We start from the raw sequence: 26,215 nt of genomic DNA, 5'->3' as shown, positions 1-26,215 counted from the left end.
GCTGTTGAACCTGAAGCAAATCACATACTTCATGGCTGTGGCTGAACAGCGGTCTTTCCAGAAAGCCGCTAATAATCTCCATATTTCTCAGCCTTCAATCAGTGCACAGATCAAGCTGCTTGAAGAGGAAATTGGAGTGCTCCTATTCGAACGTCGTTTCGATGGCGTGACCCTCACCCCCGAAGGACGTGACTTTCTTGGACATGCGAAGAATGTCCAGGCTGCTTTCCAAGGCGCAAAGCAGGCAATGCAGCATCTGAGGTCGGCAGAGCATGGCTCTGTCGCGGTCGGGCTGCCCGGTTCCTTGACGTCTTTACTGGCAGTGCCATTGATCAGGGCGGTCAAACGCGAGCTGCCTAACGTTAAGATGCGAATTGTCAGCGGCCTGAGTGGGCATCTTCGGGAGTGGTTGATAACAGGTGAAATTGATCTAGGGTTGATATTCTCGACCCATCAGACAGAAGATCTGGTGACCACGCCTCTAATCACAGAGGATCTTTTCATCGCAGGCCATACGGACAGCTTCCGTCGAGACGCACTTAACAGCGACGGTGAGCTAAGGGCCTCATTGCTGAATCAATTCCCACTCGTGTTACCTGGCGCCGGACACGGGCTGAGGCGTGTTATCGATGATGTGGTAATCGGCCATGGTGTGAGTCTGGATATCATTGCCGAAATTGATGCTCATGAACCATTGCAGCAAATGGTCATCGACACGCAATGCTACACCATATTATCGCTCGCTGCGGTTCACCGCCATCCGGAACACATCTACACAGCTCGCATTGTGTCGCCAACTATCAAGCGCACGATCTACTGTGCCACTCACTCCAAGCGCCCGTTGTCCGGCGCAGCAAGGCGTGTAGAAACGCTACTGAAAATGCAACTATCCAAGGCTTTGGCAGAGGGTTGGTGGAGAAATGCCATCGATATCGGGCTAGGCTAATGCCGTGCAGCGGTTGACGTGCCACACACCAACTGCTCTTGTTGCGGTCCATCTGCAATCCTACAAACTGAAAAATTCAAACTACAGCCACCGCTCCTACTTGCGAGCGCCAAGTACCTCACGTGAGACGACCCACCAAAAACAACTCAACAAAAACAATCAAGCGAAAAATACTCATCAAAAAATATCACTTTTGGAAATGTTGTTTTCGGCACACGATAATTTCTAAAAAAAAATCAACCCCACATTCACAAAACCTTCAGATACGATCCATGCCGCCGATAATTTAGTTGCACCGACATCCCGGCGGTAACACTAATACAGGACTAGACATGAATCTCCGTTCTCTTAAAATAGCCCCTCGCAGCACGTTATGTTTTGGGCTGATAGCCGTTGTAGTCGCCGCACTGGGGTTTTTCGGCCTCCATCAACTGTCCAGCATACGTACTGAAAGTGAGCTGATTGAAAGAGACGCCATACCGGGCATTGTCTCCATTGATAATCTGGCCCTACAGCTGGCAAGGGTTCGAGTAGAGACGCTCCGGTTGGCAGCTGTCCCCTCGGCCGTGGATACCACTCGGGAGTCGATCAAGAAAATTGGCCAGGGCGTTGACGCAGAGTTCGCCAGATACGAGGCCCTGGGCGTTACCGGAGAAGAACGCGCCACCTTTGACCAACTGCAGGCCGCTTATCGTGACTATCTTATTCAAGTAGACCAGCTTACCGCACTCGTCAAGCAAGGCAACCTGGACCAAGCCCGCATTCAGATCATGTCGACCATGGCCAATAGCGGCAACCGGATGAATGAATTCGCCAAGCGGCTCCAGACGCACAGCCTCGACCTCACGGCCTACCATACCCAAGTGGGCGCTACACTTTACAGCGAATCCAAAACGATCACCGCCATTGTAATTGCACTCGCGCTCTTACTGACCCTCCTACTTTCCTGGCGCCTGACTCGCAGTCTGACAATCCCCCTTGATGCTGCCGTGCAGGCGGCTGAAACCATTGCGTCGGGAAACCTGACACAGCACCTGGACACCACCGGCGTAGATGAAGCCTCACTACTCCTCAGGTCAATGGCCTCCATGCAAACCACTCTACGCGAAACACTCGACCGCATTGGTAAATCTGCCGAACAACTCGCCTCCTCGACGGAGGAAATGAGCGCTGTCATGAATGAAAGCGCCCAAGGCCTGCATCAGCAGAACGCCGAAATAGATATGGCCGCGACAGCCGTCACGGAGATGAGCCATGCCGTTGAGGAGGTGGCCTCCAACGCAGTTGCGACCTCCAACGAATCCAGGGCCGCCTCCGACACTGCGCGCCAGGGCCAAGTACAACTGGCCGATACGTTAACGGCTATCAGCGCCCTCACCGATAACGTGGTCGACGCATCGGATCAAGCGCGGAACCTGGCCGAGCAGACACGGAACATCAGCAAAGTTCTGGACGTCATACGGGCTGTAGCAGAGCAGACCAATCTGCTGGCGCTCAATGCGGCGATCGAAGCAGCACGTGCAGGTGAGGCTGGCCGCGGATTTGCCGTTGTTGCGGATGAAGTCCGCTCGTTGGCTCATCGTACCGGAGAGTCGACTCGCGAAATTGAAACCATGATCAGCACCATTCAACAAGGTACCCACCAGACGGTGGAGGCCCTACTCACCAGTGCGGACCAAGCCCGCCAGACGCAGGTGCAGGCCCAGGCGGCCAATGATGCTCTCAGTACCATTGCGCATGCTGTATCAGGGATTAACGAACGTAATATGGTAATCGCCAGTGCGGCCCAAGAGCAGTCGGAGGTCGCCCGAGAGGTGGATCGCAATCTCGTCCGTATACACGACCTCTCGATCCAGACCTCGGCAGGTGCGGAGCAAACGCATACAGCAAGTCAGGAGCTCTCAAGGCTTGCAGGCGACCTCAGTGATTTGGTCAATCGCTTTAAGGTTTGATTGAAGAGTCCCCAGGCGAGTCCTTGATCTCTCCACCCAGCTCGGGTCCACGGCGCCGACCTGCAGGATCACGCGGCGCCAACTCAACGACGAGGTCATGGATCAACTACTGAGATACAACCATGAACGCTTACATTCGATACTTTCTTGCGTAAGCCCTTTGTAATGTTCAGATCCAGGATTTGACCGTCTGTATATTATTACTGCCCTTCCGCGAACTGCTCTAGTAGGGCGATGCCTACCAAATCCACAAATCCGCCTACCCAAAAAATCAGCGCCCCCTGATAGTCAAACGCAGAGCATGGCCTGTAGCATTTAACGCCAATAGCATGTTGCTTCCACTCTTTGGAAACAGAATTAATGACTCCGACACCCACCAGAAAATCCACCATCGAATGAAGAATATGCCATAACAATCACGCCACCAACCCACCCTCAGAAGGCGTAGCTGTGATGTTACTGATTCTGTCAGTTGAGTGCGACTGCCGATGAGCGCCGGAGGGTTTTACAGCCTGCCTAATAGTCAATGGAGTACTAAACGGTCAGTGTTGACTTTCGTACTTTAAACGACTCTGCTCCGCCTCTGAGAACAAAAAAATGCGAGCAAAAATATCCCTGACATTGAAATTGTCGATTATGCCAGCAGTGGCACTTTTTGGACTGTTAGTTTTTGTCGGTTATACATCCTTGCAGTTATCAAACACCGATACTCGTCTGTTCGAATTGGAAAACGGTAGCTATCCAACACTTGAAAAAACAGATGCCGTGATCTTCCAGTTTTCCCGCTTACCGGGCTTGCTCAACAGCGCGGTCACCGCCGGTGAGATAGAGGCCCTCAACGAGGGACATAAAATAGTTGATGACATCGTTGCCAAGCAATCTGAGCTTAAACAGCTTTCCGAGCAGCAGCCGGCACGCAATCAAAAACTGACGACCTGGAACGAGGCGATCAAACGCTACGCGGATAACGCCTTCTCGACGTCCGAGCAACTGATAAAGGGCTCCGGTACCTTCGAAAGCTTACACTCCAACATTGACCGCATGAGCATTGATCTGAAAACCGCCCAAGGGCTGGGTGACACCTTCCGGGCCAATGCCTACCAGGACTTTCAGGCCAACCTGTCGCTGACCCGCACGGATAACGCCACCACCACTCGGGTTGGATACATTCTGACGATGATACTGGTGTTGCTGGTGAGCACAGGTTCAGTGCTTGTCATTCGGCGAATCATGAACAACGTTCATGGCGTGATTGACTCCCTCACAGCAATTGCCAGCGGCGACGGTGACCTGACACGAAGAGTCGATGTGCGCTCGGACGATGAAATTGGGGAAATGATCAAGCTGTTCAACAGTTTTCTCGATAAATTGCAGGCAACGATCCACCAGATCGTCGAGGCGGCGAGCCCATTGGGTGCAATGTCCACGCACCTCTACCGACTGACTCAGAGCTCAGAAGAAAACACTAAGTCCCAGCAAGGTCGTATCGATTCGATCAGTAGCGATATCCATACGATGACGGTCAGCATCCAGGAAGTTGCCCAACGCTCCCAGCAGGCTTCACAGAAGGCCGGTGCGGCGTTCAAGCAGGCCGACTCCGCTCGCCAAAACATCGGCGGGCTATCGAACCATATCAGCGACCTGGGTGTCAGCGTGCTTGAAGCGGTTCAGGCCATGCAACAATTGGAAGAAGAAACCCAGCAAGTGGGTTCGGTCCTGACCGTCATCCGCAGTGTGGCCGAACAGACCAATCTGTTGGCACTCAACGCCGCCATCGAGGCTGCCCGCGCCGGTGAACAAGGACGTGGGTTTGCGGTGGTAGCCGATGAAGTACGCAACCTTGCACAGAAAACCACCGCGTCCACTGCCGAAATCCAACACATCATTCAGCGCTTGCAGAACAGTGCAAACAGAGTGCTCGACATCATGGTGCTCAATGGCGAAAAGGCCCAGGCCAGTATCGAGCGCTCAGTGCAGGCTACCCAGACGTTGGAAGCCATTGCGGGGGCTGTGCACCAGATCAATGAGTTGAACGCCGGTATCGCTCAGTTCACCCATGAGCAAATCGGTCTGTCGAACTCTATCCAGCGAGAGACTGAAGTCCTCAAGCTCGATTCACAAGTATCCGCTAATGGTGCCGACGCCACGGCTCGCCTGGGCGAACAGCTGGTCGGCACAGGCGACGACCTAAGAGCGGCAACCGCTCAGTTCAGCGTTTAACACAACACCAAGAGAGCAATCCGAATGATCAGTACTCGAGTCTTAAGTATCGCTGCGCTGTGCGTGGCGAGCAGTCCGGCGTTCGCGCTGGATCAAGGCGACTATCGTTTTAATGGTTTTGGCACCTTGGGTGTTACGCACCTGGGCGGTGCGGGCGACAGCCATGGTTACGGCATCACCGGTCAGACGAATGATCATTGGCGGGGTGACCAGCTATCGAAACTGGGTGGGCAATTACAGTACGGCATTACCGATACTGTCGGTTTGACCGCTCAAGCGATCATCAAGCCACAACAAGATGAGTGGCAGGGGAATCTGGAGTGGCTATACCTGTCATGGCAGGCAACCGATAAATTGAAATTCCGCGCCGGCCGCCTTGGCGGAACGGCTTATATGTACTCGGACACACTCAATATTGGTTTTACCAACCCCTGGATTCGCCTGCCAGACGAAGTCTACAGCCAGGTCCAAATCACCAACTACGAAGGCGCCGACTTCATCTATACCGAGCCGTTATCGTTTGGTTCACTGACGGTTCAGGCCTCCGGTGGTGCCGCCAACAATCGTAAACTGTTCATACTCGATGAGCTTTACGATGTGAACTACAAGAATTTTTTTGCCGCTAACGCTACGTTGGCCGTCAACAACTTCGGCTCCTTGCGCATTGGTTATGCCCAGACGGATGTAACTTCCGATGACCATGCGCCTATCACCACCCCATTCGGAGTCGTTGATCAGACGTTGGTTAAACTTGATAACACCCACGCGACTTTTACCTCAGTGGGTTACCAATACGATAACGGCATATGGATCACCAGCGACGAATGGACCCGTCGCACTATAGCCGAAGGCTCGAGTCCCGTTGAGGCAATGTACTTCATGGCAGGACGCCGCTTCGGCGACTTCCTCGCTCACGTCACCTATGGTCACATGAAAGATGATTCCGGGTGTGAAAACTCTTGGACCTACGGCCTGAACTACAGCGTTACTCCGTCGGTTATAGTGAAGGGCGAGTTCAAGCGAGTCGACACTCATGGTGGCACTTCGGGAGTGTTCGTCAAGAACGCCCAGGAAACTTTCAACAATGCTCTGTTTTCCCAAACTTCAGGCGCCCTCGGCGCCCCCTCACGAAACTTCGAGGGTGACATCATTAGTATCGGCGTCGATTTCGTATTCTAAGGAGAGCAAAAATGAAACTGATCATTAGCGCTCTCAGCGCCTGCACGTTACTGACCTTCGGCTCGTTAGCAAACGCCGAAGTGGCGGTGATCGTCAATACAGGCGCAAGTTCGGCGCCCACCCAATCGGACGTAGCAAACATTTTTCTTGGCAAGGACAATTCGTTCAAGGCGGTGGATCAGACCGCTTGGAGCCCCACCAAGGATAAGTTCTACCGTGCTGTCACCAATAAAAATGAAGCGCAGTTGAAGTCCTATTGGTCAGGTGTGATATTCACCGGTAAAGGCCAACCGCTGCCCAGCGTAGTGGACGACAACGCCGTCATTACTCGAGTTTCTTCACAGGCAGACGCTATCGGTTATGTGGATAAATCGACGGTGAATGACAAAGTCAAAGTGCTGTTCACCTTACCTTGATCTCTGAAGTTTAATCTAAAGCTTGGCGCCGCACGCCAAGCTGTTTTATATACCCCAAACCGAGCACGCATTGGCCTCCGGATTACATCGACTCGACGGTACTCGTTCAGCCAATTCTAACTAGAGGCGTGAATGCTCAGAGCGACGGCTGGGTCATGGCATAGCGAACGATATCGGCTGTACTGGTGAAGCCCATTTTTTCCATAAGGCGGGCTTTGTGGGTACTGACGGTCTTATGGCTGATGACCAGTTGCATGGCAATCCGCGAGACGCTTAGGCCACAGGACAGCAGACGCATGACTTGCAGTTCCCGGTTGGTAAGCGCGTCATGTTGGCTGCATGGTCCCGGGCCACTGGCGGCAAAAACGATTTGTTCGGCCAAACCGGCGTCGATATAACGCCCGCCGGCAGCCACTTTACGGATAGCCGTAAATAGGGCTTCAGGGTCGCTATCCTTGGTCAGATAGCCGCAGGCACCCGACCAGAGCGCCCGCTGGGCGATCTGTACTTCATTGTGCATACTCAGCACGAGGATCGGTAATTGCCGATAACGGATACGGATGCGCGCAATCAGATCTTCGCCACAGATGCCCGGCATGTTCATGTCAAGCAGGAGAAAGTCTACGTCGTCCTGACGCAGCCGTTCGAGCAACATGACACCGTTTTCCGCCTCGGCCACAACTTTCAGGTCGCTGGCCAAGGCGAAGATCTGTTTCAGGCCTTCACGCATAATTGCGTGATCATCAGCGATCATCAATCGGATCATGGGGCCTCCGGGGCCGGCTGAATAGGGATATGCACCCGAACACGAACGCCCTGTCCCGGGATACTGTTGACGGTAGCCTTCGACCTGCCGCCCACAGAACCGCCACCGATAATGCACACCGCGCCAGCGCAATCGTAGATCTTGTTTTCGTTGTTCACTTTGCACTCCTCGGGATCTATAACCAGAAGCCTAAGTTAGCCAAGAAGTGCAGGAGCAAGCAGGGGCGAAGTGGACGTAAAAGGGGTCGTCAACGGACTTTATAACGAACGCCTTAAGCGCCCTCCCTGTCGCTGACTGATTATGCGATTCACAGAGCAACCTGCTGGTATGCAGGACAATCACCCGGCTGGGGGATGATGGTCTGGGTCTACGGGTCGGCCAGTGCCAGACGGCGGTATCCGGGGGGATCATCAGCGCCTCCCGGCGAGTCGAGTCCTCATCGTTACACAACCCGACTTGAGCTGAGCACATCAGCTGACTTTTCTGAGCGTTTACGAAACAACAACCCATAGAGCACTGGAATCAGCCCCAGCGTCACCAGAGTCCCCAGGGCGAGTCCTCCCATGATCGTAATGGCCATGCCTTTCCACAGCGGACCAGCGAACAGCATCAACGGAATCAGACCAATGATACAGGTCAACTTGGTCATGATAATGGGTCGCAGCCGCTTGACCGCAGCCCCCACCACGGCTTCGTGTAGGGGCAAACCCTCTCTCCGTTCGACCTCGATACGCTCCAACAACAACACCGCATTGTTGACGATGATGCCGGCCAGGGATAGCAAGCCAAAGGTTGCCATGAATCCGAACGGGTAACCGGTCAGAACCAAGGCCGCCGACACACCGATCAAAACAAATGGCACGCTGGCCACCACGATCAACAGCTTTCGAAACGAGTTGAACTGCCAGACGAACAGCAACAACATCGCAACCAGGGCATGCGGCAGGTACTGCAGTAACGCCTGGTTGGCCGCGGCAGAGTCCTCGATCTCTCCGCCCAGTTCGATCCGGTATCCAGGCGGCAGGTCCATGGCATCGACCTGCGGCGCCAGGCGCTCGACAATCGAGCTGGCTGTCAGCGACGGATTGTGCCCAACCACCGTGATCGTCCGCTCCAGGTTGCGACGCAGGATAGTCGACGCTTCGACCTCGGCGCGCACTGTCGCGACAGCAGCCAGAGGTAACGCATCGCCCCCCGCAGCCGGATGGATCAGGGTGCTCCCCAGATCGTTCGTCGGGGTACTGGCGTTCGTGGGTTCGCGCAAGACAATGGGTACGCTCGTCTCGCCATCCTGCATCGAAGACGCCAGCAAGCCCCCGTTGCGCAGCTGCAACGCCTGGGCAATGTCCTGGGTGCTGGCCCCAGCCCTTCGCGCCTGGTACTGATCGACGACGACGCTGTAACGCAGTTGCCGTGAGCGCCAATCGTTACGCACGTCTTGCGTACCAGGCAGCGCCATGAGCGCTGCTTCGATCTTGCCCGCGATACCTCGCAGTACGCTTTCATCCGGTCCGATCACCCGATAGATGGCGACGCCAGCTTCGGTGGTGCCCATTGAAAATCGCTTGGGCTGCGCTTGAACCTCCGGGTACTGGGACAACAGATAGCGGTTTGTACGCGCAATCACTGTATCGATATCAACGTCATCGCGCACACTGACGGTGAAGTAGGCAACATCCGGCGCCGGCAAGGTCGGATTGAGTCCCAGCACAATCCGCGGCCCTCCCTCGGCCGCATAGCCGATACTGTTGACCACATCTTTATCGGCGCTCAACCACTGACTGATATCGCGCACGGTTTGCAAGGTCACACGCGAGCTCGTGCCCGGCTCCAGAGTGATGGGTATCTGAAACTGCTTGCGGTCCGATTTCGGCAAAAAGTCATAGGGCACATGGGTCAGCACGACAATCGCCACGGTTAGCAACGCCAGCATGCTGCCGAGAAAAAGCCAGGGATGCTGCAACAGTCCCTCAATCACTCGGCGATAGCCACGGTAAAATAGCGAGTCGTAGCCGTGTGAATGGGCATCCTCCTTTCCCGGCACCGGCGCCTTGGCAAAGCGCAAACACAGCAATGGCGTCACCGTCACGCTCAGCAGCCAGGACCCAAGCAACGTGATGGCCAGCACAATAGCCAAAGACCGCAGGTATTCATTGGTGCTGGTCTGACCGAGAAAGAAGGGTGAGAACGCCAGGATGATGACCAGAGAAGAGGTTAGCAACGGGATCATCAAACTGCGTCCAGCGTCCTCACAGGCGCGCTGACGCTCTTCCCCCGCCTGCAGCCGACGCTCGATATCCTCGGCGATGACAATGCCGTTATCCACCAGCAAGCCCAATGCGAGGATGATCGCGGCGATCGAAACCGTCTGCAGCTCTACACCCAGGGCACGCATCACGATCAGAGTTCCGAGGATGGTCAGCGGTACGATCACCCCCACCACCAATCCAGTTCGCCAACCGAGAAACAGCATGACCACGGCCATGACGATCACTACGGTTTCCATCATCACGTGTTGCATCTTGGCCATTTCGTGATGCACAACATCGGCCTGGAAGGTCACCACATGCATCGAAAAACCCAGCGGCAACTGTTGCTCCAATTGCGCCAGGCGCTCGCGCAAGGCCTGCCCAAAAGACTGGATATTGAGCCCGGCCTTCATTGAAACAGCCAGCACCACCGCATCCTGTGCCTGGTATACCGCAGCACTGTCCGGCTGCTCGTTGGCTGCTACTGAAATTGTGGCCAACTTCTCCAGTGCCACCGACTGCCCTTTCTCCAGCCGAATCGGCAACTGCTCCAACTGCGCAGCAGAGAGCACCTCACCTGTCACCGTGACCGTGGTTTTCTGCTCGCCCAGCAAGGGGCTTCCCGACGACACAATGACATTCTGTCTCTGAAGCTGCTGCAGCAATTGTTGAATCGAGAGGCCAAACCCCGCCAGGCGTTGGCGATCAAAATCGAGGTAGAGCCGCTCCTCCTGCAAACCGTACAAAGAGATCCGGTCCACACCCGGCAAGGCATACAGCTGGTTACGCAAGCGCTTGATCGGTCCGCGCATTTCATTCATGGCAAATCCGGGCGCGGTGACGGCAATTGACGCCACCGCAACCTGTCCGAAGTCGTCGTCCACGAAGGGCCCCAGGGTACCGGGCGGAAAGCTCGCCCCGGCATCAGCCGCTTTGGCCCTGACCCGCTGCCATAACACCCCCAGGTCCTTGACCTCGTCATAGGCGGTGATCTGGATGATCACGCTGCCCGGCCGTACGGTTGTGATCAGGTTCTTGATCTCAGGCAGCTCCCGGAGCTTGTCCTCCATTGGCTTGGCCAGCAGTTCCTCGACCCGTTCCGCCGGCAACCCGGGAAATGCCACGCTGACCAGCGCGTCACGGATCGTCACCGACGGCTCTTCCTGGGAAGGAAAGCTCCAGAAAATCAGGACACCGGCCACCAGCACCAGGAAAGCGGCAAACAAGGTCAAGCGGCTGGCATCCATCGCACTACGAGTAAGGTTCATGATCTAGTTGTTCGCCAGCCGAGTAGAAGGTTGATACAGGCTCACCGCCTGACCGTTGGACAGAAAGGCGACACCGGCAGTAACTACCTGTTCGCCGTCGGTCAGTCCGCTGTCGATCAAGGCACGGCCTTGCTCGACACCCGTGATCGATACGCTCCTGGTCGTTACGCTGCCAAGCGTTGCGTTCGTCGCGGCTGGCTGGTAGACGAAGACTTGAGCGTTGGCACTGGTCAGCCCCATCGACAGCGCCGACACCGGAATGGAAAGTTGAGGAGGTGTATCCGCGTGCAGTTGAACAAGTACGGTCAAGCCACTGGACAGCGCGACTGATGGATTGCGCAGACGAAAAATACAGGTTTGTAGCAACCCATTTTCCGCCCTGGGCGAGACCCCTTCGAGCACCAGGTCCAAGGACGTGGAGGGTTGCGCTGCAGCATAGGCCTGCGCTGCATCACCTGGCTTCAGTCCTTGGGTCAGCGCGGCGGGCACAGCCGCCACCACCTGCCAGTCATCACTAGATTCCAACTCAAGCACCACCTTGCCGGAGATCAGTTGCGCATAACGATCAGCGAGGCGCGCCACGATGCGCCCACTAAAAGGTGCGACCAACTGAGCGTGTTCAACCTCACGCTGCGCCAAAGCCAGATCCGAAATAGCTCGACGTTGCCCAGCCTCTGCCTGCCCATAAGCCACTGCGGCCGACTCAACAACGCTTTGCGCAACACTGCCGGCGGCATACAATCGCTGTTGGCGCTGATAATTGCTTTTTCGCTCAGCAGCCTGCGCCTGGCTCGCACTGACGCTGGCCCTGGCCTGCTCCAGACGCAGCCGCGCAGACTGAGGATCGAGCGCAGCAAGTACCTGACCTTGTTGAACCCTGTCCCCGACATCAACGCGCAAACTATCCAATCGCCCCGCGGACTCAAAAGCCAGGCTGGCGCGCTGGCGCTGCCGGACTATGCCAGTGAAGCGTCCGCCCACCCCTGCCACAGCCTTTGCCGCTTCCACCTTGACGGCGCGCGTGACAGGCGGTTCTGTGGGCTCGGTGCGGGAACAGCCACTCAAGAGCAAAGCGACAAGGCAGACTACATAAAAGCTGCCGATAAGCGATTCAGTTGCCCGGTAAATCCCCTCGAAACGATGACACATCGCGCTCCCCAACTTCATCAAAGGCTGTCGTTCAACGCCCCCCTTCATCCAGAAAGTTTCGGGTTGTTCAGGGTGACGGTTCATTGCGAAGACTCATTGTCGGAAAGGAGTTGGGCAGGTGCGGTGTCAACACCACAAAGCACGCGATAAATGTCCAGCCGGTTGAGCAATAGCGCCTGACGAGCCTGTTGCCAAACCATGTCCGCCTGAGCCACACGAATCTGCGACGCCAGCAAGAGGGTGCGGTCGGCACCTCCCGCCTCAAGCTCAGTGAGCGTTCGCTGCGCCTTGCTCTGCGCGAGAGCGCTCAGCACCTTTTCGCTACGCACACGTTCCAGCACATGCTGACGCTCGGTCAGTACGTCAGCCATTTCGCGGAACGCGGTTTGCACGGTTTTTTCGTATTGAGCGACGGCAATTTGCTTACGAACTTCGGCCAGATTCAGGTTGGCGCGATTGCGCCCGCCGTCGAACAACGGCAGCGAGAGCTGGGGGCTAAACAACCACGTGCCATTGCCGCCTTCAAACAAAGTGCGCAAGCTATCGCTGGCAATGCCGATACCGGTGCTGAGTTTGATCGAAGGAAAAAAAGCCGCCCGGGCGGCGCCAATGTTGGCGTTGGCGGCTTTCAAGCGTTCCTCGCTCTGTCGAACATCAAAGCGCTCCAGCAGGCGTTGAGAGGGCATATCAACCAGCCACTGTGGAGTGCCAAGGTCAGCAGGCGCCACCTCGACAGACTCAACATTATTCATAGGTGGCAGTGGCTTCGCGTAGCCTGTCACCAACAACAACGCCTGGAGTGAGCGCGCATGCTCTGCCGTTGCAGCGGCCAGTCGCAGGTGTGCGTCTTGTGCCTTTGCATGCTGGGAGGCGACATCGTCAAACGACGCGGCACCTTCGACCTGCAACCCCTCCGCCCTACCCAGTATTGTCTGTTCAGCATCGTCAATCAGCCGCGCATCGACTTGCTGCGCTGCCGTCAGCCGTTCAAGCAAATACAACCGGGCGACTTCAGCGATCAGCGCACTGCGTGCCGATTGCTGGCCATAAATCGTGGCTAGGTAGTCATGTCGCGCTGCTTCGGAGAGACTGCGAACCCGACCGAAAAAATCCAGTTCGAAGTTCGAAATACCGACCGAGGCGAACGTCAGGTCCTGGCCATAGCGTTCGTTGATCGCGGCGTTGTCGAATTGCTGACGATCACGTTCGAAGCCGGCGACCACAGTGGGCGTGCGATCAGACCGGGCCGTACGATAAAGAGACTGAGCTTCCTCGATACGTAAAACCGCCACTCTGAAATCGCGATTGAAGCTCAGAGATAACTGCACCAGTGGCCGGAGCCCCCCTTCGGGTGAAAGCTCTGCAATCAGGTGTTCTTCGTTCTGAGAAAGGTTGATCTCAGTTGGCGTGGACGACAGCCCAAAGCCCTCTACCAGAACGCTCGCCTGCTGCGTTTTCGGCACGGGCAATGCCGGTCGTTCATAGCTGGGCGCCAGGGAACAGCCTGTTAAGCCCAGCGTCAGCGACAACACCACCCAGTAGCGTTGACGCAATCGTATAGTCTTGGACAGCGGTGCGTTCTTCGACATAGGATCAGTTCGTGCTGTGAGGTCTGGATGTGATCCTAGGCGCCGACTATCAATAAACCGTTCGCCAAATATCAAGATTTGATCAAGAGGCCCACCGTGTCAGGAAAACGTATTCTGGTCGTCGAAGACGATGCCGACAGCGCCAGCATTCTCGAGGCCTACCTGCGTCGAGACGGCTTCGAGGTGATACTGGCCGAAGACGGACAACGAGGCATTGAGCTACATCGCCAATGCAAGCCCGACCTGATTCTGCTGGATGTCATGCTGCCTCGGGTGAGCGGCACCGACGTGCTGACAGCTGTCAGACGCTGCGGCGATACCCCCGTCATCATGGTCACAGCGATGGGCGATGAGCCTGAAAAACTGGGTGCCTTGCGCTATGGCGCGGACGATTACGTCGTCAAGCCTTACAACCCCAAAGAAGTGGTCGCACGGGTTCACGCAGTCTTGCGTCGCTCAGGCGTAAGTGCAGTCGCTGAACAGCACCTGCGGTACAAAAACCTGCGGGTTGATCTCAATGCAGTCACTGCCAGTATCGAGACCGTCAATCATGAACCGCGACTGCTGGACCTGACACCTACCGAATTCAAGATTCTGGCCACCTTACTGAGAACCCCCACCAAAGCCTTCACCCGTGAAGAGTTGCTGGAAACCTGCCTACCTGAAAGCGAGGCCCTCGCCAGAGTCGTCGACGCGCATGTCCATAACCTGCGTCGCAAGTTGGAAATTCAGGGCATCGAAGGTGTCTTGGTGACTGTCCGCTCAGTGGGTTATCGATTCAAGTGAACCCATGTTCGATGCTTCAAAAACTCGGCAAAAACCTTCATCCACAACCCGGCCGTTCTCCAGCACAAAAGCGTACTGAGCATAATCCAGGGCGATGTTGAAGTTCTGTTTGGTCACCAGCAGGCTCAAACCCTCATCATGCGAACGACCACCGCCATTGGACAATACCCGTCGCCCGTTGATGAAAAGTCTATCCAGGCAATTCGCCCCTCTTCCAAGGACCGTTTTTTGACGCCTAAAAGTTAAACCGAGTTGCAGCCATGCTGTATCCCAAGCCGACAATCGCTTACTTGGTCTGCGGGACAATCCCGTGGCGCGAGAACAGCAGCCACTTTCCATCCTCTGCAGCAAGTACCGCAGTCAGTGACTCCTTGCTGGGAGCTGTGGCCTCTTGAAACGTGCGCCCACCGTCGAGGCTATGTTTTTGCAGACCGTCCAGACCCACGACCATCACCTCAAGACCGTTTGCATCGATGGAGGTAAGTGAACTCTTACTGCCAAGAGGCACCCGCACCCAACTCTGCCCGCCGTCTTCACTACGCAGCAATGTTCCACGTTGCCCTCCGACCAAAAGCGTCCCGTCGCTTAACTGCACCCCGCACCACAGCGACCCTTCATAACCCGTACTCAAGTAGTCCCACGTGCGCCCAGCGTCTGCAGAGTGCAGCAAGCGCCCTCGTTCAGCTGTCGCGAAAACACCGCCTTTAGCGTCAGGAAATAGATTGATCAAATTGAGGTCAGACAGCCCTTGGTCTTTAGGACTGATCTTCTGTTCAGTCCAGCTCTTGCCACCGTCCTGTGTAACCAGCACGAGCGACCACAATCCAACAGCGACACCACGCTGAGCGTCGAAGAAATGCACGGCGAACAGTGGCCGATCCTCCGCCATCGCGAGCCGCTGGACTCGCCATTTCTCACCACCATCAGTGGTTGCCAGAATGGCACCCCAGTGTCCTACCGCCCAACCGTTCTTAGGGTCGGCAAAGCTGACACCAGTCAGCATGGAACTGACTGGCACCCCTTGAGCCTGGCGGAAGGACAAACCGCGGTCGTCTGACAGCAGAATGACGCCATTGTCCCCAACACTGACTACGCGTGGGCCTGCCCAAGTGGCAGCCAGCATGGCAGCGTCAGTTGCTATAGGTGATATTGCGGCCGGGGTTGGCTGAAGTTGAGCAACGAGCTCAGAGGCTGAAGCTACAGAGGCCATCATCGCCGCCGCAATGATCGCAAGAGCGCAGGCCAGCCGCTTAAACAACGTTTTCATATTTTCTGCTCCGGACATCAATGCACCAACAGGCCAGGTGCGCGCACAGGACCACTGCGCGGGAAAAGCCGTTCAAGCCAAACCGCGAAAGCAGGCAGGACAGTAATCGCCATTACCATGTTTACCAGGAACATAAACGCCAGCAACTTACCCATATCGGCTTGAAACTTGAGCTCTGAAAAGGACCAAGTTGCAACGCCCACGGCGAGGGTGATGGCGGTAAAGATTGTGGCGGTACCAACCTCGAGGATAGATTGCTCCAGCGCCTTGACAATACCAACACCGTTGGCCATATGAAGCTGCAGCCGGTTATAAATATAAAATGCGTAGTCAACACCAATGCCGACCGCGAGCACCATCACAGGAAGCGTTGCGACGGTCAGACCTATTTGCAGCTCCTTCATAAACCAATATCCAATGAAGGTTCCGATCGTGAGCGGAAAACAGCACGCCAGAACGGCACGAAGATCTCGGTAGGTAAAAAGCACCAGCAAGATGATCGTCGCATACACGTAAAGCATCATTGGCAGTTCGCTATGCTCGATCTCTTCGTTGACCGCTGCCAATACTCCCGCATTGCCCGAAGCCAGGCGAATCGTGACACCTGCCAGTCTGTCCTCACTGCGGAATTTCTTGACCGCAGCGATCACGCGATTGAGGGTGGTTGCCTTATGGTCAGCCAGGTAAATGTGTGCGGCGATCATGCTGCAATCTTTGCGCATGATGCCTGGTACTCGACCAATCTCAACACCCAACGCTGCGTAGTTTGCCGGGGCAATCGGCACCACCGACATCTTCGGATTTCCCTCGTTATAGCCTTCGTTGTACTGGCGCATCAGTGAAGAAAAGGAAAGGACCGACATGACCCCTTCAACTGGCTGCATGGCCCAGACAAACCGATCTTGATAGGCACCAATCTGGACATTCTCGCATGACCCAGGAGGCGCCTCGAAAACGACGGTCAACCAGTCCAGCCCAACGTCATAGCTTGAGGAAATCGACACCGCATCCTTGTTGAATCGAGCCTCGGGTCGTAGCTCAGGGGCGCCCGCTTGCAACGTTCCGACTACCCGATCTCGACTCTGCCAAATAGCCGTGGCAAACACCGCAAACACAATAAACAGAACCGCCGCGGCGTTTCGAGGCACTGCGACGCGCGCCAACACACGCAACCAGCGCGCACGTTGCGCCGCCTTCAGCTCTGCGCCCTTTGCATAGCCCTGGCCCATTCGTAACATGGATGCTGCCACCGGCAGCATGATCAAATTGGTGACGATCTTGTATGCCACACCAAGCGATGCGGTGATTGCCAGCTCTCGGACCATAGGGATGGGCATTAAGATCAACGTGACAAACGAAACAAACGCGGTTACTAACGCAAGTGTTCCGGGTATCAAGAGGCCACTGAAACTCGATCTGGCCGCTGACTCCATTGACTTACCGCGTGCGAGTTCACGAACGATGAAGTTGATCTGCTGAATACCGTGTGAAACCCCAATCGCGAACACCAGAAAGGGAACAAGGACACCTAGCGGGTCAAGCCCGAAACCAAGCAAATACAACGTGCCGAATTGCCAGACCAGTGACACAAGAGAGCAGGCTAGCGGCAACAGCGTCAGACGGATCGAGCGGCAATACCAGTAGACCGCCAGGGCTGTGAGCAACAACGCTATGATGCAGAACTCAAGAACCGATGAGGCGCCCTCAGCAATGTCACCAATCTGCTTGGCGAACCCGATAATCTGAATCTCGTATTCGCTGTCCTCAAACTTTGATCGAAGCTTTGCCTCCAGCGCCCGGTCGAATTCAACATAGTCAATATGCTCGCCTTTCGCGTCAATCTCGTTGAGATCCGCCGTCACCATCGCGCTCGTCTGATCACGAGCGACCAGATTGCCAATAAAACCGCCCTGCACCGCAGATCGGGAAATCATCGTGATGGTTTCGGCATCCAAACCATCCGGGGTTACCGTACCCGGAATAATTGGGTCGGCTCTAAAACCGTCCTCAGTGATCTCACTAACGAAAGAGTTTGGGGTCCATAGGGATTGAACACTGCTGCCCGCCACGTTCGGTAAAAACGTGAGGGCCTGCGTGACATCGTAAAGCCGCTTCAACCCGTCCGGCGTCCAAATGGTGCCGTTCCTAGCCTTGACCACAACGATCAGGCGATTAGCACCCAGTAAATCTCCACGATACTGTTTGAACGTTGCGACGTACTCATGACCAATCGGAAGCTGCTTCTCGAACCCCGCATCCATTCGTAACTTGACGGCAAAACAAGCCATCACAAGCGTGAAGCACATAAGCAGTCCGAGCACAAGTCGCTTGTGACCGAAGAGCATATTTTCCAGCATTTTCAATATCCGAATTAGCACCCCGGAATGTGCTAATTCAGCGTCGGGTAATGCCTTCATATAACGCCTCAGAAGTTACGAGATACATTGATGCCAACAAAATCGCGGTCGCGTAGCGGATTAGTCAGAGGATCAGAGGGCCCTAAGAATTTCGTGATATTCATACCCACCTGCCAATTAGCCGGGTTCTGTATGAAGTTAATATACATATTCACCGAGGTAACACCTTCCATAAACTGCTCATTTATATTAGGTGTATAGCCGAACATCCCCCTGCGTACATAAATACCCGGATTAACCTGCCATCCGCTAATGAGCGATCCATCGTAAACCCAGTTGAAATCGATGTCGATCCCACCTGAGTACTTTGTCCCCTTGGAGTCACCGGGGGTATTGAGCCCGCCTGTAGTCACAAGATCGTTCTTCTGATTACCCCAGACCCATCCACCTGAGGAGATCGGTGAACCATCATAACTATCATGCAAGCCAGGATAAGCGATCACAACGGTTTCAGTCGTCAGCGTCGCGGTGTCTGCACCCAGCGCATTCAAGATTCCCCTGGCGTTAGAGGGCTGAAGCGCAAAGAGCGAAGTCAGATGCCATTGAAATTTCTTCTCGTCGACCCAGCATTTCCCATTCTGTGCCACGCAACCGCTCGCTGGATTCAGAGGAACTGCATCCTTGGGGCGATACGAAAGCTCGGTTCCAACAGCCCAGTCACCCACAGGAAAATTGGCACTGACACCGAACATATGGCGATCTTCCGGGAACTGGTAGACCGTCAGACCATTGCTATCCAGCGAAGTTTGTGGAAGCTTGTCGTGGTAGGTAATAGTGTACAAGCCCAAATTCAGGTCGGTACCCTCCGGTTGGTAACGCAGTGCTAGACCATACTGCCCACCTTCGCGCGCATCCTTAGTTCTCACGTTATATGCACTACTTCCCGCACCAACGATGGAGGTGGAGAAGTAACTACCTACCGGTGGCAGGTAGTCCTCATTCCACTTAGTTTGTACGTAAGCCTCTGCGTTAAAACCACCTCCAAGCCCCGTAGCTACGCTGATGATTGGAGCTGGCAGCACAAACTCCTTCACTTGCGCGCCAGGTTGCGATGACCGATTGACATCGATAGCATTCGTCGCGTTGATACCTCCGACCTCGAAAATGCTTTCACCCCAACTGATAACCTGATTGCCCACTCGAACCCTGGTTTGCTGATCGCCAACGTTAAAAGTCTTGCTCACCCATAGATCGAGCAGACGCGTTTGAAAACGCAAATCGTCTTTCGCATTTGAAGCCAGACCATGACTTATATCAGGAGGCGTCGAGTTGAAAGCATCTTGCCCACTCGCCTGCCCGGTCGTTTCAGCCGCCGAAAAATCACGTAACCAAGTGCCGCGCGCCATGAAGGCCAGGCCTTCCGAAGGCATTTTTAGCAACAGTTCGTGACTACCTTTCAAGTAGGTCGTGAATGCATCACCTTTATTGTAGTTAATGTTACCTTGGTCGCTAACTCCACCAGCCTGACCCAGTTGCCCCCCGCCTGTCCTCGTCCCAGTGGCCGAATTATAAGTTGGCGACACCAGGTTACTACTTTGAGACTCCGTACGAATGCCGGTACCCGCCGACACTGTAGAGTCAAAACTACCGTGAATAGTGTCCGTATCATTTGAGAACGTGAAAGCACTTGCACTACCGCTGACGATGCTAAAGATAGCCATCAGTGGAAGTTGAAGAGACAGCCCATATTCATTACTGCGGCGCGCTGAAAAAATTCTCATCATCATTCCCCTCACCGTCCTATTATCGTTCGCTCATCGCCCGGAGGTTTTCAGCTGTATAGTAACCCGGCTTCATACGTGGATCGCTGGCGCCATCAACAATCCACCTAACATCTTTACCACTTGCAAGTGGTGAGTTATCCATAACATATCGACCTTCCGACAAGTTGTACTGAACGAAGGCGAACGAGTCACACGTCCCGGTTTCATACACGGGAATTCCATACCCCTCACGAACTTTCGAGATATTGCCTTGCGCGTCATAGTCGACAGCACCAAGGAGAGTCCAACTGTCTTCGTCGATATAAAAGATCCGCTTCGGGGCGGAGTGACGCATGCCTTGTTTCACTGTCGCTTCAACAACCCATACACGGTGAAGCTCGTAGCGGCGTTGTGAGGCGGCGACAAAGTCAGGCTGCATTACATCCTCATACTTGGCTTTGAAGTCGTATATCCCCAGTGAGTTGTAGGGAACAATCATCTCCTTCTTACCAACCAACTTCCAATCGAAGCGATCTAGCATGCCTGAGAACACGTTCGTTTCGTCAATATTATATTGATTTTCAAAACCGATCTGAGGGGCGTCGTAAGCATAAGCAGGCATACGTCGAGTGCGGCGTTGTCCCGGGAAGTAGTAAAAAACCTCCATTGGCTTGTCAGCCATACCAGTAAACGTTGCGGCTTGACCTGCCACTGCCGTCGGCGACATGTAACTGATATTCACCATACCCTCTACACGGCCGTTCTCAGCGAAGGTTGTTCCGGCCTTCACCGCCCAAGGCATATAAATGCTTTGATCCCCCGTGAGCCTGATCCAGTCCGAGCCCCCTTTTCGCGGCGAAATCGAAGTGATCATGCTGTAACTTTCTATACCCACGCCCCGATAGCGCATTTTTACATTCCACATCGCTTCGGCCCCGGTTTTCGGTTCGATAAACGGCAGACCGGGTGTGTAGGCATCAGCTAGGGCTGAACCGTCTGCGCTTATCTTTGCAAATCCGACGTTCTTCTTTGTGTTCTCCGCAACGAAGTCTGGAACACCGCACGTCCGGCGTGACGGATACACGGGCATGCTGTAACCCTTGATATTCTTGACGACAGCTATCTGACCGGGATTAAGCTGGCCCGCATACTTATCAACGTTGCTGGCGTCAATGGAGTACAGAGGTGCATCAGACTTGTATTGGAAAAAATCTTTCCGCAACTGACCATAACTCCATCCCGGCGTCATCGGCTGTGGTGCCGACCACGCCGGGATGCCACTTGCGGTGCCTGCCTGCTCTGCACCAGACGGGGTCAGACCAACGCCCTGCGCCAGCACCGACGATGTCGCCAGAGCGAAGAGAGTAGCGAGCAAGTGAGTCGTCGCAATTTTATGAGCGGCTGCGAACTGATGAAGGGGTTTGTAAGTTATTGTTATCATGACAATCTCCTCGGGAACGGACTTAGCTAAAGGCCCTTCAGCAACGACAGAAGCCGCAGCAGTTGAGCCAGGTTTGTGGCAGCACGAGAAAGTCTCTTTAAAGTTCGATTCAAATCAGCCCTACCCACGACCGAAATATCCTTCACCACATTCCATGTATGTGTATTTATGGGAGCAACAGGGCGATATGCTGCACAAATCAGCATAGTGAAAACCTCTATGCTAACCAACATCGCATTTAGCTCGATCGCGGTAAACCACGCGTAAAAAAAGCAAACACTCCCTGAAACTCATACAGAACACGCTTTGAACGCTATGTAAGGACATCAAAAACCCTTGGCTTCCCTACTTAACTCTTAAGACCAGGGAGAATACGGTGCAAAATAAAAATCCTAAACTGCCCCTATAGCATTAGTTTCAAGAGTTTCAAACAGCCCCCGTAGCAACTGCGCTATGCACGGGTGCTCACTGAATATCGAGCAGTGGGCCACCGAACACTTGGCGCAATAGGAACAACGCCATGCAAGTATCGCCCAGAGCTTCCACCGAAGGCGGCGTGGATAAGACCACCGCTGCCCGTCAACTAATCCAGCTCACGGGAAACCACATATGCAGAGATATTCCCAGTCAACGTTCTTGACGGTGAAATACGTGCCAGCCATGTCACAATATTATTACTGACTCCGGGCATTATTGCCGTGCGCCCAGCGAGCATGGCCTGGTAGCCGATTGATGCAATTTCATCCGGCTGGCTATAACCAAGTTTGGCCATTCTTCGCTCATCAACGAGCCCCGCCGCGATATAAAAATTTGTTCGTGTCGGCCCTGGCGCCAGGTGGGTACACGTCACCCCGGTGCCTCGCAAGTCATGAGACAACGATTCGGACACGCTTATGACGTAGGCTTTGGAAGCTGCATAAGCGGCTTCCAAGCCATGGGGTACCACGTAGCCAGCCGAGGAACTGAGATTAAGTACTCGACCGCGACCTCGCTCAATCATCGGTTTGACGTAATGCAATGTGAGCTCTGAAAGCGTCACGACGTTTAGGTGCAGCATCGCTGTGAGCTGCACCGCGTCGTAGCTCTGATAAGCGAGGCCTACTATACCCGCGCCCGCACTGTTGACTAGAAACTCAATCGGTACACCGAGCGCATCAACTTGCTTGATCAGACGATCCGCCGATCCGGGCAACGACAAATCCTCACATAGTCCATAAGCATCAATGCGGTACAACGCCTTTAACTCGGCCACCAGCGCATCCAACTTGTCGCGGCTGCGCGGACTGGAACACAACACCAAGCCTACATCGTCTCGGGCGAACAACCTTGCCAAATTGGCCCCTATGCCACCCGATGCTCCTGTAATCAATGCGTAGCGCATGACATCACCTTTCTTCTTATTTTTGAATATACATAGCGGTGTCTGGAGTTTAGAAGCTGAGCCAGTCAAACACGTATAGGCCTAAAGGCCATCTTTGGGTCCGTTCCGGCCATCCATCCGTGAGACCCGCTGACCAGTTCGCCCCCCCCTGCAACCGGTCAACCAGACTACTCTAGCTTCACTCACCAGCCCCCCGTCTTCACGACTGAAGGTGGTCTCGATAATATCTCGGCGGAGATATATGGTATTTACATGCAGCGTCTGGACCTGAACAACCTTACCAGTTATTGGCCAAATCCCTCTGTCACCCTTGGTCATAGACCGGCCAAGTTTCGACGATCTTTCCACCTCGCACAGCGAGCAAATCACCAAACTGCAACAACACAAACTCAGTTTGGGTAGGACGCAAAAACACCTGATCCTCCACATTCAGTGCCACTGCTGGCGAGCCGTTGATCATTTCCTGGTTGGAGCTGCGACCATAAAGTTCATTACTCTGCAGCCCTTTTGGAGATTCAGGTTCGGCCATCCAGTTGCCGCCGTAGATAAAGAAGGTGGCGCGCTGATTGGGATCCCACCAAGAGAACAAGCTGGACTTTCCATCCAACGCCGGAAAGTTTACCGGACCAGTACTTTTAATGACGGGCGTGGCAATGTAGACCGCTGGTACATGTTCACTGAGGGAAGGCAGATCGTAATGGGTGGGCTTGAGCAACGCGGTGCCTACCGAGACTTCACTGCTCAGATGTTCCTGCTCATGAATGCGATAGCTTGGGCTGCCGGCCGTATTAAGCGTGAGCCCATCGTTCCAAAGCGATGCGAAGTTTTCGCGGGCATAATTCACATGACCGGTGTAAATGGCCATGACCTTTTCGAACAGAGCCTGGTGTGATCCTAGAATCCCTGGCACCCCCATACCGACAAAGGGGTCATACCCCATAAAACCAGAAAACTCCAGATGTTGCCCATTAGCACTGATCAGCGTGAGCATCTGATTCAACTGCTCTTTATCGCTGACACCACCACGATGCAAGCCTACATCCAATTCAATATTAACTCGCAATCGAGTTCCCAAGCCCTGGGCGAGTGAAAGGTACTGCTGCAATCGTTGTGGTGTATCCAGCAGCCATTGCAACTGCTTTGATGGGTCAAACGCCCCTTTGTGGCGCTGATAAAACAATTCGGCTGAACGCACTGGTAAAGGTTTGCCCAACAAAATGTCAGCGCTGGGAAACGTCTGTGCATCGTGGTTGAGAAAGGGTTGATGAAACGACATCAGACGCCGGGTATCGGCACGTTTAGCGATGTACGCCAGTAGCCCCGGTGACGGCAGGGACTTCTCCACAAGCCTTAAGTGTTTTCCACCACGGCGCACTGATTGCAAGACCACATCAATATTCTGATCTAACCGATCAAGATCAATCAGCATCACTGGGCGCATAGGCCCGTAGGCCTTGAGCTCCTTGTTCAGCATGCGGAAATATTCGCTGTAGGGACTGCCACGATCACCAGGGCGCAATAATGCAGCGCCGCCTATCAGCAGCGCACTCATCCCGGCAGAACCAAGCATAAAGGTTCTGCGATTCATCAGGCGACTCCAAAAATCGAAGACAAGTGGGCGTTGATAAATTTTCCGCCGGGATCCAGCGCCTGTCGCACCCGCGCGAATTCCTGCCAGCGGGGGTAAACCTGCTCCAGGTTGCGTGCATTCAAGGTATGCAATTTCCCCCAGTGCGGACGCCCACCGTATTTCCAGAAAATTGGCTCCACGGCGGCAAAGTAGTTATGGTGGTCCATCTGGTAATGCTGATGCACCGATATCGAGCAACTGTCACGCCCCTCGAACATGCTCAAGGGAATGTTGTCGGCCTTAACGTAGCGGTATTCGAGAGGAAACCAGGTACGCAGGTCCTGCTCATCAATCAACTTGATGATCTCCCGCAAACAAGTCGGTCCATGCTCCGCCGGCACTGAGTATTCCATCTCGTTAAAGCGCAGAGTGCGCGCGCTCGGGTAGATCTGGAACGATTCCCCCACCCGGTCTTTGAAATCGGCAATAAATCGCAGGCTGTTGAGCAACATGCGCCGCGCCTCTGGAAAGTCACTGCCATACTTATCAAGCTTTTCGACAATCGTCGCGAATTGGTTACCGTTCGCCTCCGCCAGATCGATGGGGGGCGTCTCTTGATCGCTGGTTTCGTTAAGCGCAGTCGACAGTGCGTAGTCTGAATGGGGCAGCACCAGCATTTCCCAGTGTTGGTTTTCTCGGGTGTTTTTTTCTAAATCTTCCAGCAACTCTTCAGTCTTGGCGATCCATTGCCGCTCCCGCAAACGATAGGGTGCGCGGTTTTGCATACGTACTTTGGTCACAACCCCCAGAGCCCCCAGGGAAACACGCGCAGCGTTGAATACCTCGGCGTTACGCGTGGCGTCGCATTCCAATACTTCACCTTGTGCCGTTACCAATTGCAGGCCGGTGACAAACCCCGAGTAAGAGGTAAACCCCTTCCCGGTGCCATGGGTCGAAGTCGAGATCGCCCCGGCGAGCGTCTGATAGTCGATGTCGGCCATATTCTGCAGCGCCTGGCCGACGTCCTTGAGTACTGGTCCCATCTGAGACATGGGTGTACCCGCGCCGAATTCGGCCTGCAGGCTATTGCTGTCATGATCCAGTAAGCCGGTGAAGTTGCTCAGCGACACAATCGTGCCGTCGGTGGGTACTAACGCGCTAAAAGAGTGGGCCGAACCCACCGGGCGAATCTTGCCCGAAGCCTGGCGAATTACCTGAACCAAGTCATCCAGGTCGTTGGGGGCAAGGCGCGCCAACGGCAAGCAGCTTTGCCCACCGGACCAGTTATGCCAGGGTATCAGCCTCGGTGCGCGAGTCAGTTGCGCTAGTGCCGGGTTACTGCTTAGCGCTGCGAACGCACCGACAACCGCCGTGCGTTGCAAAAGTTGGCGTCGCGAGAGATCTATCATCATGCGGCTGACTCCGTCATTCTTATTAAATTTTTTGACCAGACATGAAGGCTGCCAATCCCAAAAACTGCTCTTCTGAACACTGCATGCACAAGCCCATGGGCGGCATACCCTTGTGTCCGTTTATCATGTGATCCAGAAGGGTGTCAGAGCCTTGAGCAACTCTGGGTAACCAAGCCTGCGCATCGCCAGTAAGGGGAGCACCGGAGGCCGGATTGGAGTGACAGAGCTTGCAACTGGTTTCGTAAATCCGTGCAAGCGCTTTATCACCAGGCATCGCGTCGACTGATGCGGAGTGTGTCAGATTTTTATGGTGCTCATCGCCGCAGGCACTGAGCATACCCAGACTGGCTGCCAGCAAACCGATGCGAAGTACAGGGGCGTGCAGCGGGATCTTTGACCACATGGCGGTCCTCTCTTAAACGCCTGTCAGGCAGGCTTTTTTTATGTGACGTAGTCTATGCAATACCAGGTCAAGATTAAGGTAGCAGGCACGATCAGATAGGG

18 protein-coding genes and 1 pseudogene are annotated in these 26,215 nt (G+C 54.6%); 6 read left to right on the top strand and 13 right to left on the bottom strand.

The features are described from left to right. Positions 1 to 4: 4 nt before the first annotated feature. The 5 genes from AC07T0_RS23900 (at position 5) to AC07T0_RS23880 (ending at position 6,713) form a co-directional block, all read left to right on the top strand. A complete protein-coding gene (locus tag AC07T0_RS23900) occupies positions 5 to 946 on the top strand; it encodes a LysR family transcriptional regulator (protein ID WP_495003497.1) in 942 nt (313 codons plus the stop codon). A gap of 332 nt (positions 947 to 1,278) precedes the next feature. Further along, complete coding sequence (locus AC07T0_RS23895; RefSeq protein WP_495003496.1) at positions 1,279 to 2,898, top strand: methyl-accepting chemotaxis protein; 1,620 nt, start codon at positions 1,279 to 1,281, stop codon at positions 2,896 to 2,898. A gap of 597 nt (positions 2,899 to 3,495) precedes the next feature. Then, the gene (locus AC07T0_RS23890) at positions 3,496 to 5,118 is read left to right on the top strand and encodes a methyl-accepting chemotaxis protein (RefSeq protein ID WP_248798156.1); all 1,623 of its coding nucleotides are present in this window, start codon (positions 3,496 to 3,498) and stop codon (positions 5,116 to 5,118) included. 24 nt (positions 5,119 to 5,142) lie between these two features. Next, positions 5,143 to 6,297 carry a hypothetical protein gene (locus AC07T0_RS23885; RefSeq protein ID WP_495003495.1) on the top strand — a complete coding sequence of 385 codons (1,155 nt, stop codon included), beginning with the start codon at positions 5,143 to 5,145 and terminating at the stop codon, positions 6,295 to 6,297. An 11-nt stretch (positions 6,298 to 6,308) separates the two neighbouring features. Continuing rightward, positions 6,309 to 6,713 (top strand): phosphate ABC transporter substrate-binding protein, encoded by a 405-nt coding sequence (locus tag AC07T0_RS23880; RefSeq protein ID WP_248798158.1) that lies wholly within the window; start codon positions 6,309 to 6,311, stop codon positions 6,711 to 6,713. Positions 6,714 to 6,849: 136 nt separating this feature from the next. Here AC07T0_RS23880 and AC07T0_RS23875 read toward each other — a convergent pair whose 3' ends face one another. The 4 genes from AC07T0_RS23875 to AC07T0_RS23860 form a co-directional block, all read right to left on the bottom strand. Continuing rightward, positions 6,850 to 7,479 carry a response regulator gene (locus AC07T0_RS23875; RefSeq protein WP_248798159.1) on the bottom strand — a complete coding sequence of 210 codons (630 nt, stop codon included), beginning with the start codon at positions 7,477 to 7,479 and terminating at the stop codon, positions 6,850 to 6,852. Positions 7,480 to 7,921: 442 nt separating this feature from the next. Beyond that, positions 7,922 to 10,996 carry an efflux RND transporter permease subunit gene (locus tag AC07T0_RS23870; RefSeq protein WP_495003494.1) on the bottom strand — a complete coding sequence of 1,025 codons (3,075 nt, stop codon included), beginning with the start codon at positions 10,994 to 10,996 and terminating at the stop codon, positions 7,922 to 7,924. A gap of 3 nt (positions 10,997 to 10,999) precedes the next feature. Continuing rightward, positions 11,000 to 12,229, bottom strand: a complete 1,230-nt coding sequence (locus AC07T0_RS23865) for an efflux RND transporter periplasmic adaptor subunit (protein ID WP_495003493.1) — start codon at positions 12,227 to 12,229, stop codon at positions 11,000 to 11,002. Further along, the gene (locus AC07T0_RS23860; protein WP_495003492.1) at positions 12,226 to 13,734 is read right to left on the bottom strand and encodes an efflux transporter outer membrane subunit; all 1,509 of its coding nucleotides are present in this window, start codon (positions 13,732 to 13,734) and stop codon (positions 12,226 to 12,228) included. The genes AC07T0_RS23865 and AC07T0_RS23860 overlap by 4 nt, the downstream gene beginning before the upstream one ends. Positions 13,735 to 13,830: 96 nt before the next feature. On the opposite strand from AC07T0_RS23860, the gene AC07T0_RS23855 reads away from it, so the two are divergent. Continuing rightward, on the top strand, positions 13,831 to 14,520 hold the full coding sequence (locus AC07T0_RS23855; protein ID WP_495003491.1) for a response regulator: 690 nt from the start codon (positions 13,831 to 13,833) through the stop codon (positions 14,518 to 14,520). On the opposite strand, the pseudogene AC07T0_RS23850 reads toward AC07T0_RS23855, so the two are convergent. The 9 genes and pseudogenes from AC07T0_RS23850 to AC07T0_RS23810 all read right to left on the bottom strand — a co-directional run. Beyond that, positions 14,497 to 14,664 (bottom strand): annotated as a pseudogene (locus tag AC07T0_RS23850) (ABC transporter ATP-binding protein); the annotation flags it as partial. The gene AC07T0_RS23855 and the pseudogene AC07T0_RS23850 sit on opposite strands and share 24 nt — an antisense overlap. 142 nt (positions 14,665 to 14,806) lie before the next feature. Beyond that, positions 14,807 to 15,787, bottom strand: coding sequence for a WD40/YVTN/BNR-like repeat-containing protein (locus tag AC07T0_RS23845; RefSeq protein WP_495003490.1), 981 nt, complete (start codon positions 15,785 to 15,787; stop codon positions 14,807 to 14,809). 17 nt (positions 15,788 to 15,804) lie between these two features. After that, positions 15,805 to 18,132, bottom strand: a complete 2,328-nt coding sequence (locus AC07T0_RS23840; protein ID WP_248798346.1) for an efflux RND transporter permease subunit — start codon at positions 18,130 to 18,132, stop codon at positions 15,805 to 15,807. An 80-nt stretch (positions 18,133 to 18,212) separates the two neighbouring features. Then, positions 18,213 to 19,931, bottom strand: coding sequence for a DUF1302 domain-containing protein (locus tag AC07T0_RS23835; protein WP_495003489.1), 1,719 nt, complete (start codon positions 19,929 to 19,931; stop codon positions 18,213 to 18,215). 16 nt (positions 19,932 to 19,947) lie between these two features. Continuing rightward, positions 19,948 to 21,348, bottom strand: a complete 1,401-nt coding sequence (locus AC07T0_RS23830) for a DUF1329 domain-containing protein (RefSeq protein ID WP_495003488.1) — start codon at positions 21,346 to 21,348, stop codon at positions 19,948 to 19,950. Positions 21,349 to 21,931: 583 nt separating this feature from the next. Then, positions 21,932 to 22,729 carry an SDR family NAD(P)-dependent oxidoreductase gene (locus tag AC07T0_RS23825; protein ID WP_495003487.1) on the bottom strand — a complete coding sequence of 266 codons (798 nt, stop codon included), beginning with the start codon at positions 22,727 to 22,729 and terminating at the stop codon, positions 21,932 to 21,934. 304 nt (positions 22,730 to 23,033) lie between these two features. Beyond that, positions 23,034 to 24,248, bottom strand: a complete 1,215-nt coding sequence (locus AC07T0_RS23820) for a DSD1 family PLP-dependent enzyme (RefSeq protein WP_248798348.1) — start codon at positions 24,246 to 24,248, stop codon at positions 23,034 to 23,036. 68 nt (positions 24,249 to 24,316) lie between these two features. Beyond that, positions 24,317 to 25,711, bottom strand: a complete 1,395-nt coding sequence (locus AC07T0_RS23815; RefSeq protein ID WP_495003486.1) for a D-arabinono-1,4-lactone oxidase — start codon at positions 25,709 to 25,711, stop codon at positions 24,317 to 24,319. A gap of 22 nt (positions 25,712 to 25,733) precedes the next feature. Continuing rightward, positions 25,734 to 26,114, bottom strand: coding sequence for a c-type cytochrome (locus tag AC07T0_RS23810; RefSeq protein WP_412548620.1), 381 nt, complete (start codon positions 26,112 to 26,114; stop codon positions 25,734 to 25,736). Positions 26,115 to 26,215 lie beyond the last annotated feature (101 nt).

Source organism: Pseudomonas sp. GW821-FHT04D07, from assembly GCF_059420225.1.
Note: the sequence above shows the minus strand (reverse complement) of the source record. Positions and strands in the feature narration are given on the sequence as shown.

Excerpts from the sequence above, each read along its gene's own strand:
- AC07T0_RS23810 (WP_412548620.1), bottom strand. The coding sequence starts at position 26,114 with ATGTGGTCAAAGATCCCGCTGCACGCCCCTGTACTTCGCATCGGTTTG.
- AC07T0_RS23840 (WP_248798346.1), bottom strand. The coding sequence starts at position 18,132 with ATGCTCTTCGGTCACAAGCGACTTGTGCTCGGACTGCTTATGTGCTTC.
- AC07T0_RS23875 (WP_248798159.1), bottom strand. The coding sequence starts at position 7,479 with ATGATCCGATTGATGATCGCTGATGATCACGCAATTATGCGTGAAGGC.
- AC07T0_RS23865 (WP_495003493.1), bottom strand. The coding sequence starts at position 12,229 with ATGAACCGTCACCCTGAACAACCCGAAACTTTCTGGATGAAGGGGGGC.
- AC07T0_RS23860 (WP_495003492.1), bottom strand. The coding sequence starts at position 13,734 with ATGTCGAAGAACGCACCGCTGTCCAAGACTATACGATTGCGTCAACGC.
- AC07T0_RS23870 (WP_495003494.1), bottom strand. The coding sequence starts at position 10,996 with ATGAACCTTACTCGTAGTGCGATGGATGCCAGCCGCTTGACCTTGTTT.
- AC07T0_RS23830 (WP_495003488.1), bottom strand. The coding sequence starts at position 21,348 with ATGATAACAATAACTTACAAACCCCTTCATCAGTTCGCAGCCGCTCAT.
- AC07T0_RS23825 (WP_495003487.1), bottom strand. The coding sequence starts at position 22,729 with ATGCGCTACGCATTGATTACAGGAGCATCGGGTGGCATAGGGGCCAAT.
- AC07T0_RS23880 (WP_248798158.1), top strand. The coding sequence starts at position 6,309 with ATGAAACTGATCATTAGCGCTCTCAGCGCCTGCACGTTACTGACCTTC.
- AC07T0_RS23885 (WP_495003495.1), top strand. The coding sequence starts at position 5,143 with ATGATCAGTACTCGAGTCTTAAGTATCGCTGCGCTGTGCGTGGCGAGC.
- AC07T0_RS23835 (WP_495003489.1), bottom strand. The coding sequence starts at position 19,931 with ATGATGATGAGAATTTTTTCAGCGCGCCGCAGTAATGAATATGGGCTG.
- AC07T0_RS23895 (WP_495003496.1), top strand. The coding sequence starts at position 1,279 with ATGAATCTCCGTTCTCTTAAAATAGCCCCTCGCAGCACGTTATGTTTT.
- AC07T0_RS23890 (WP_248798156.1), top strand. The coding sequence starts at position 3,496 with ATGCGAGCAAAAATATCCCTGACATTGAAATTGTCGATTATGCCAGCA.
- AC07T0_RS23815 (WP_495003486.1), bottom strand. The coding sequence starts at position 25,711 with ATGATGATAGATCTCTCGCGACGCCAACTTTTGCAACGCACGGCGGTT.
- AC07T0_RS23845 (WP_495003490.1), bottom strand. The coding sequence starts at position 15,787 with ATGAAAACGTTGTTTAAGCGGCTGGCCTGCGCTCTTGCGATCATTGCG.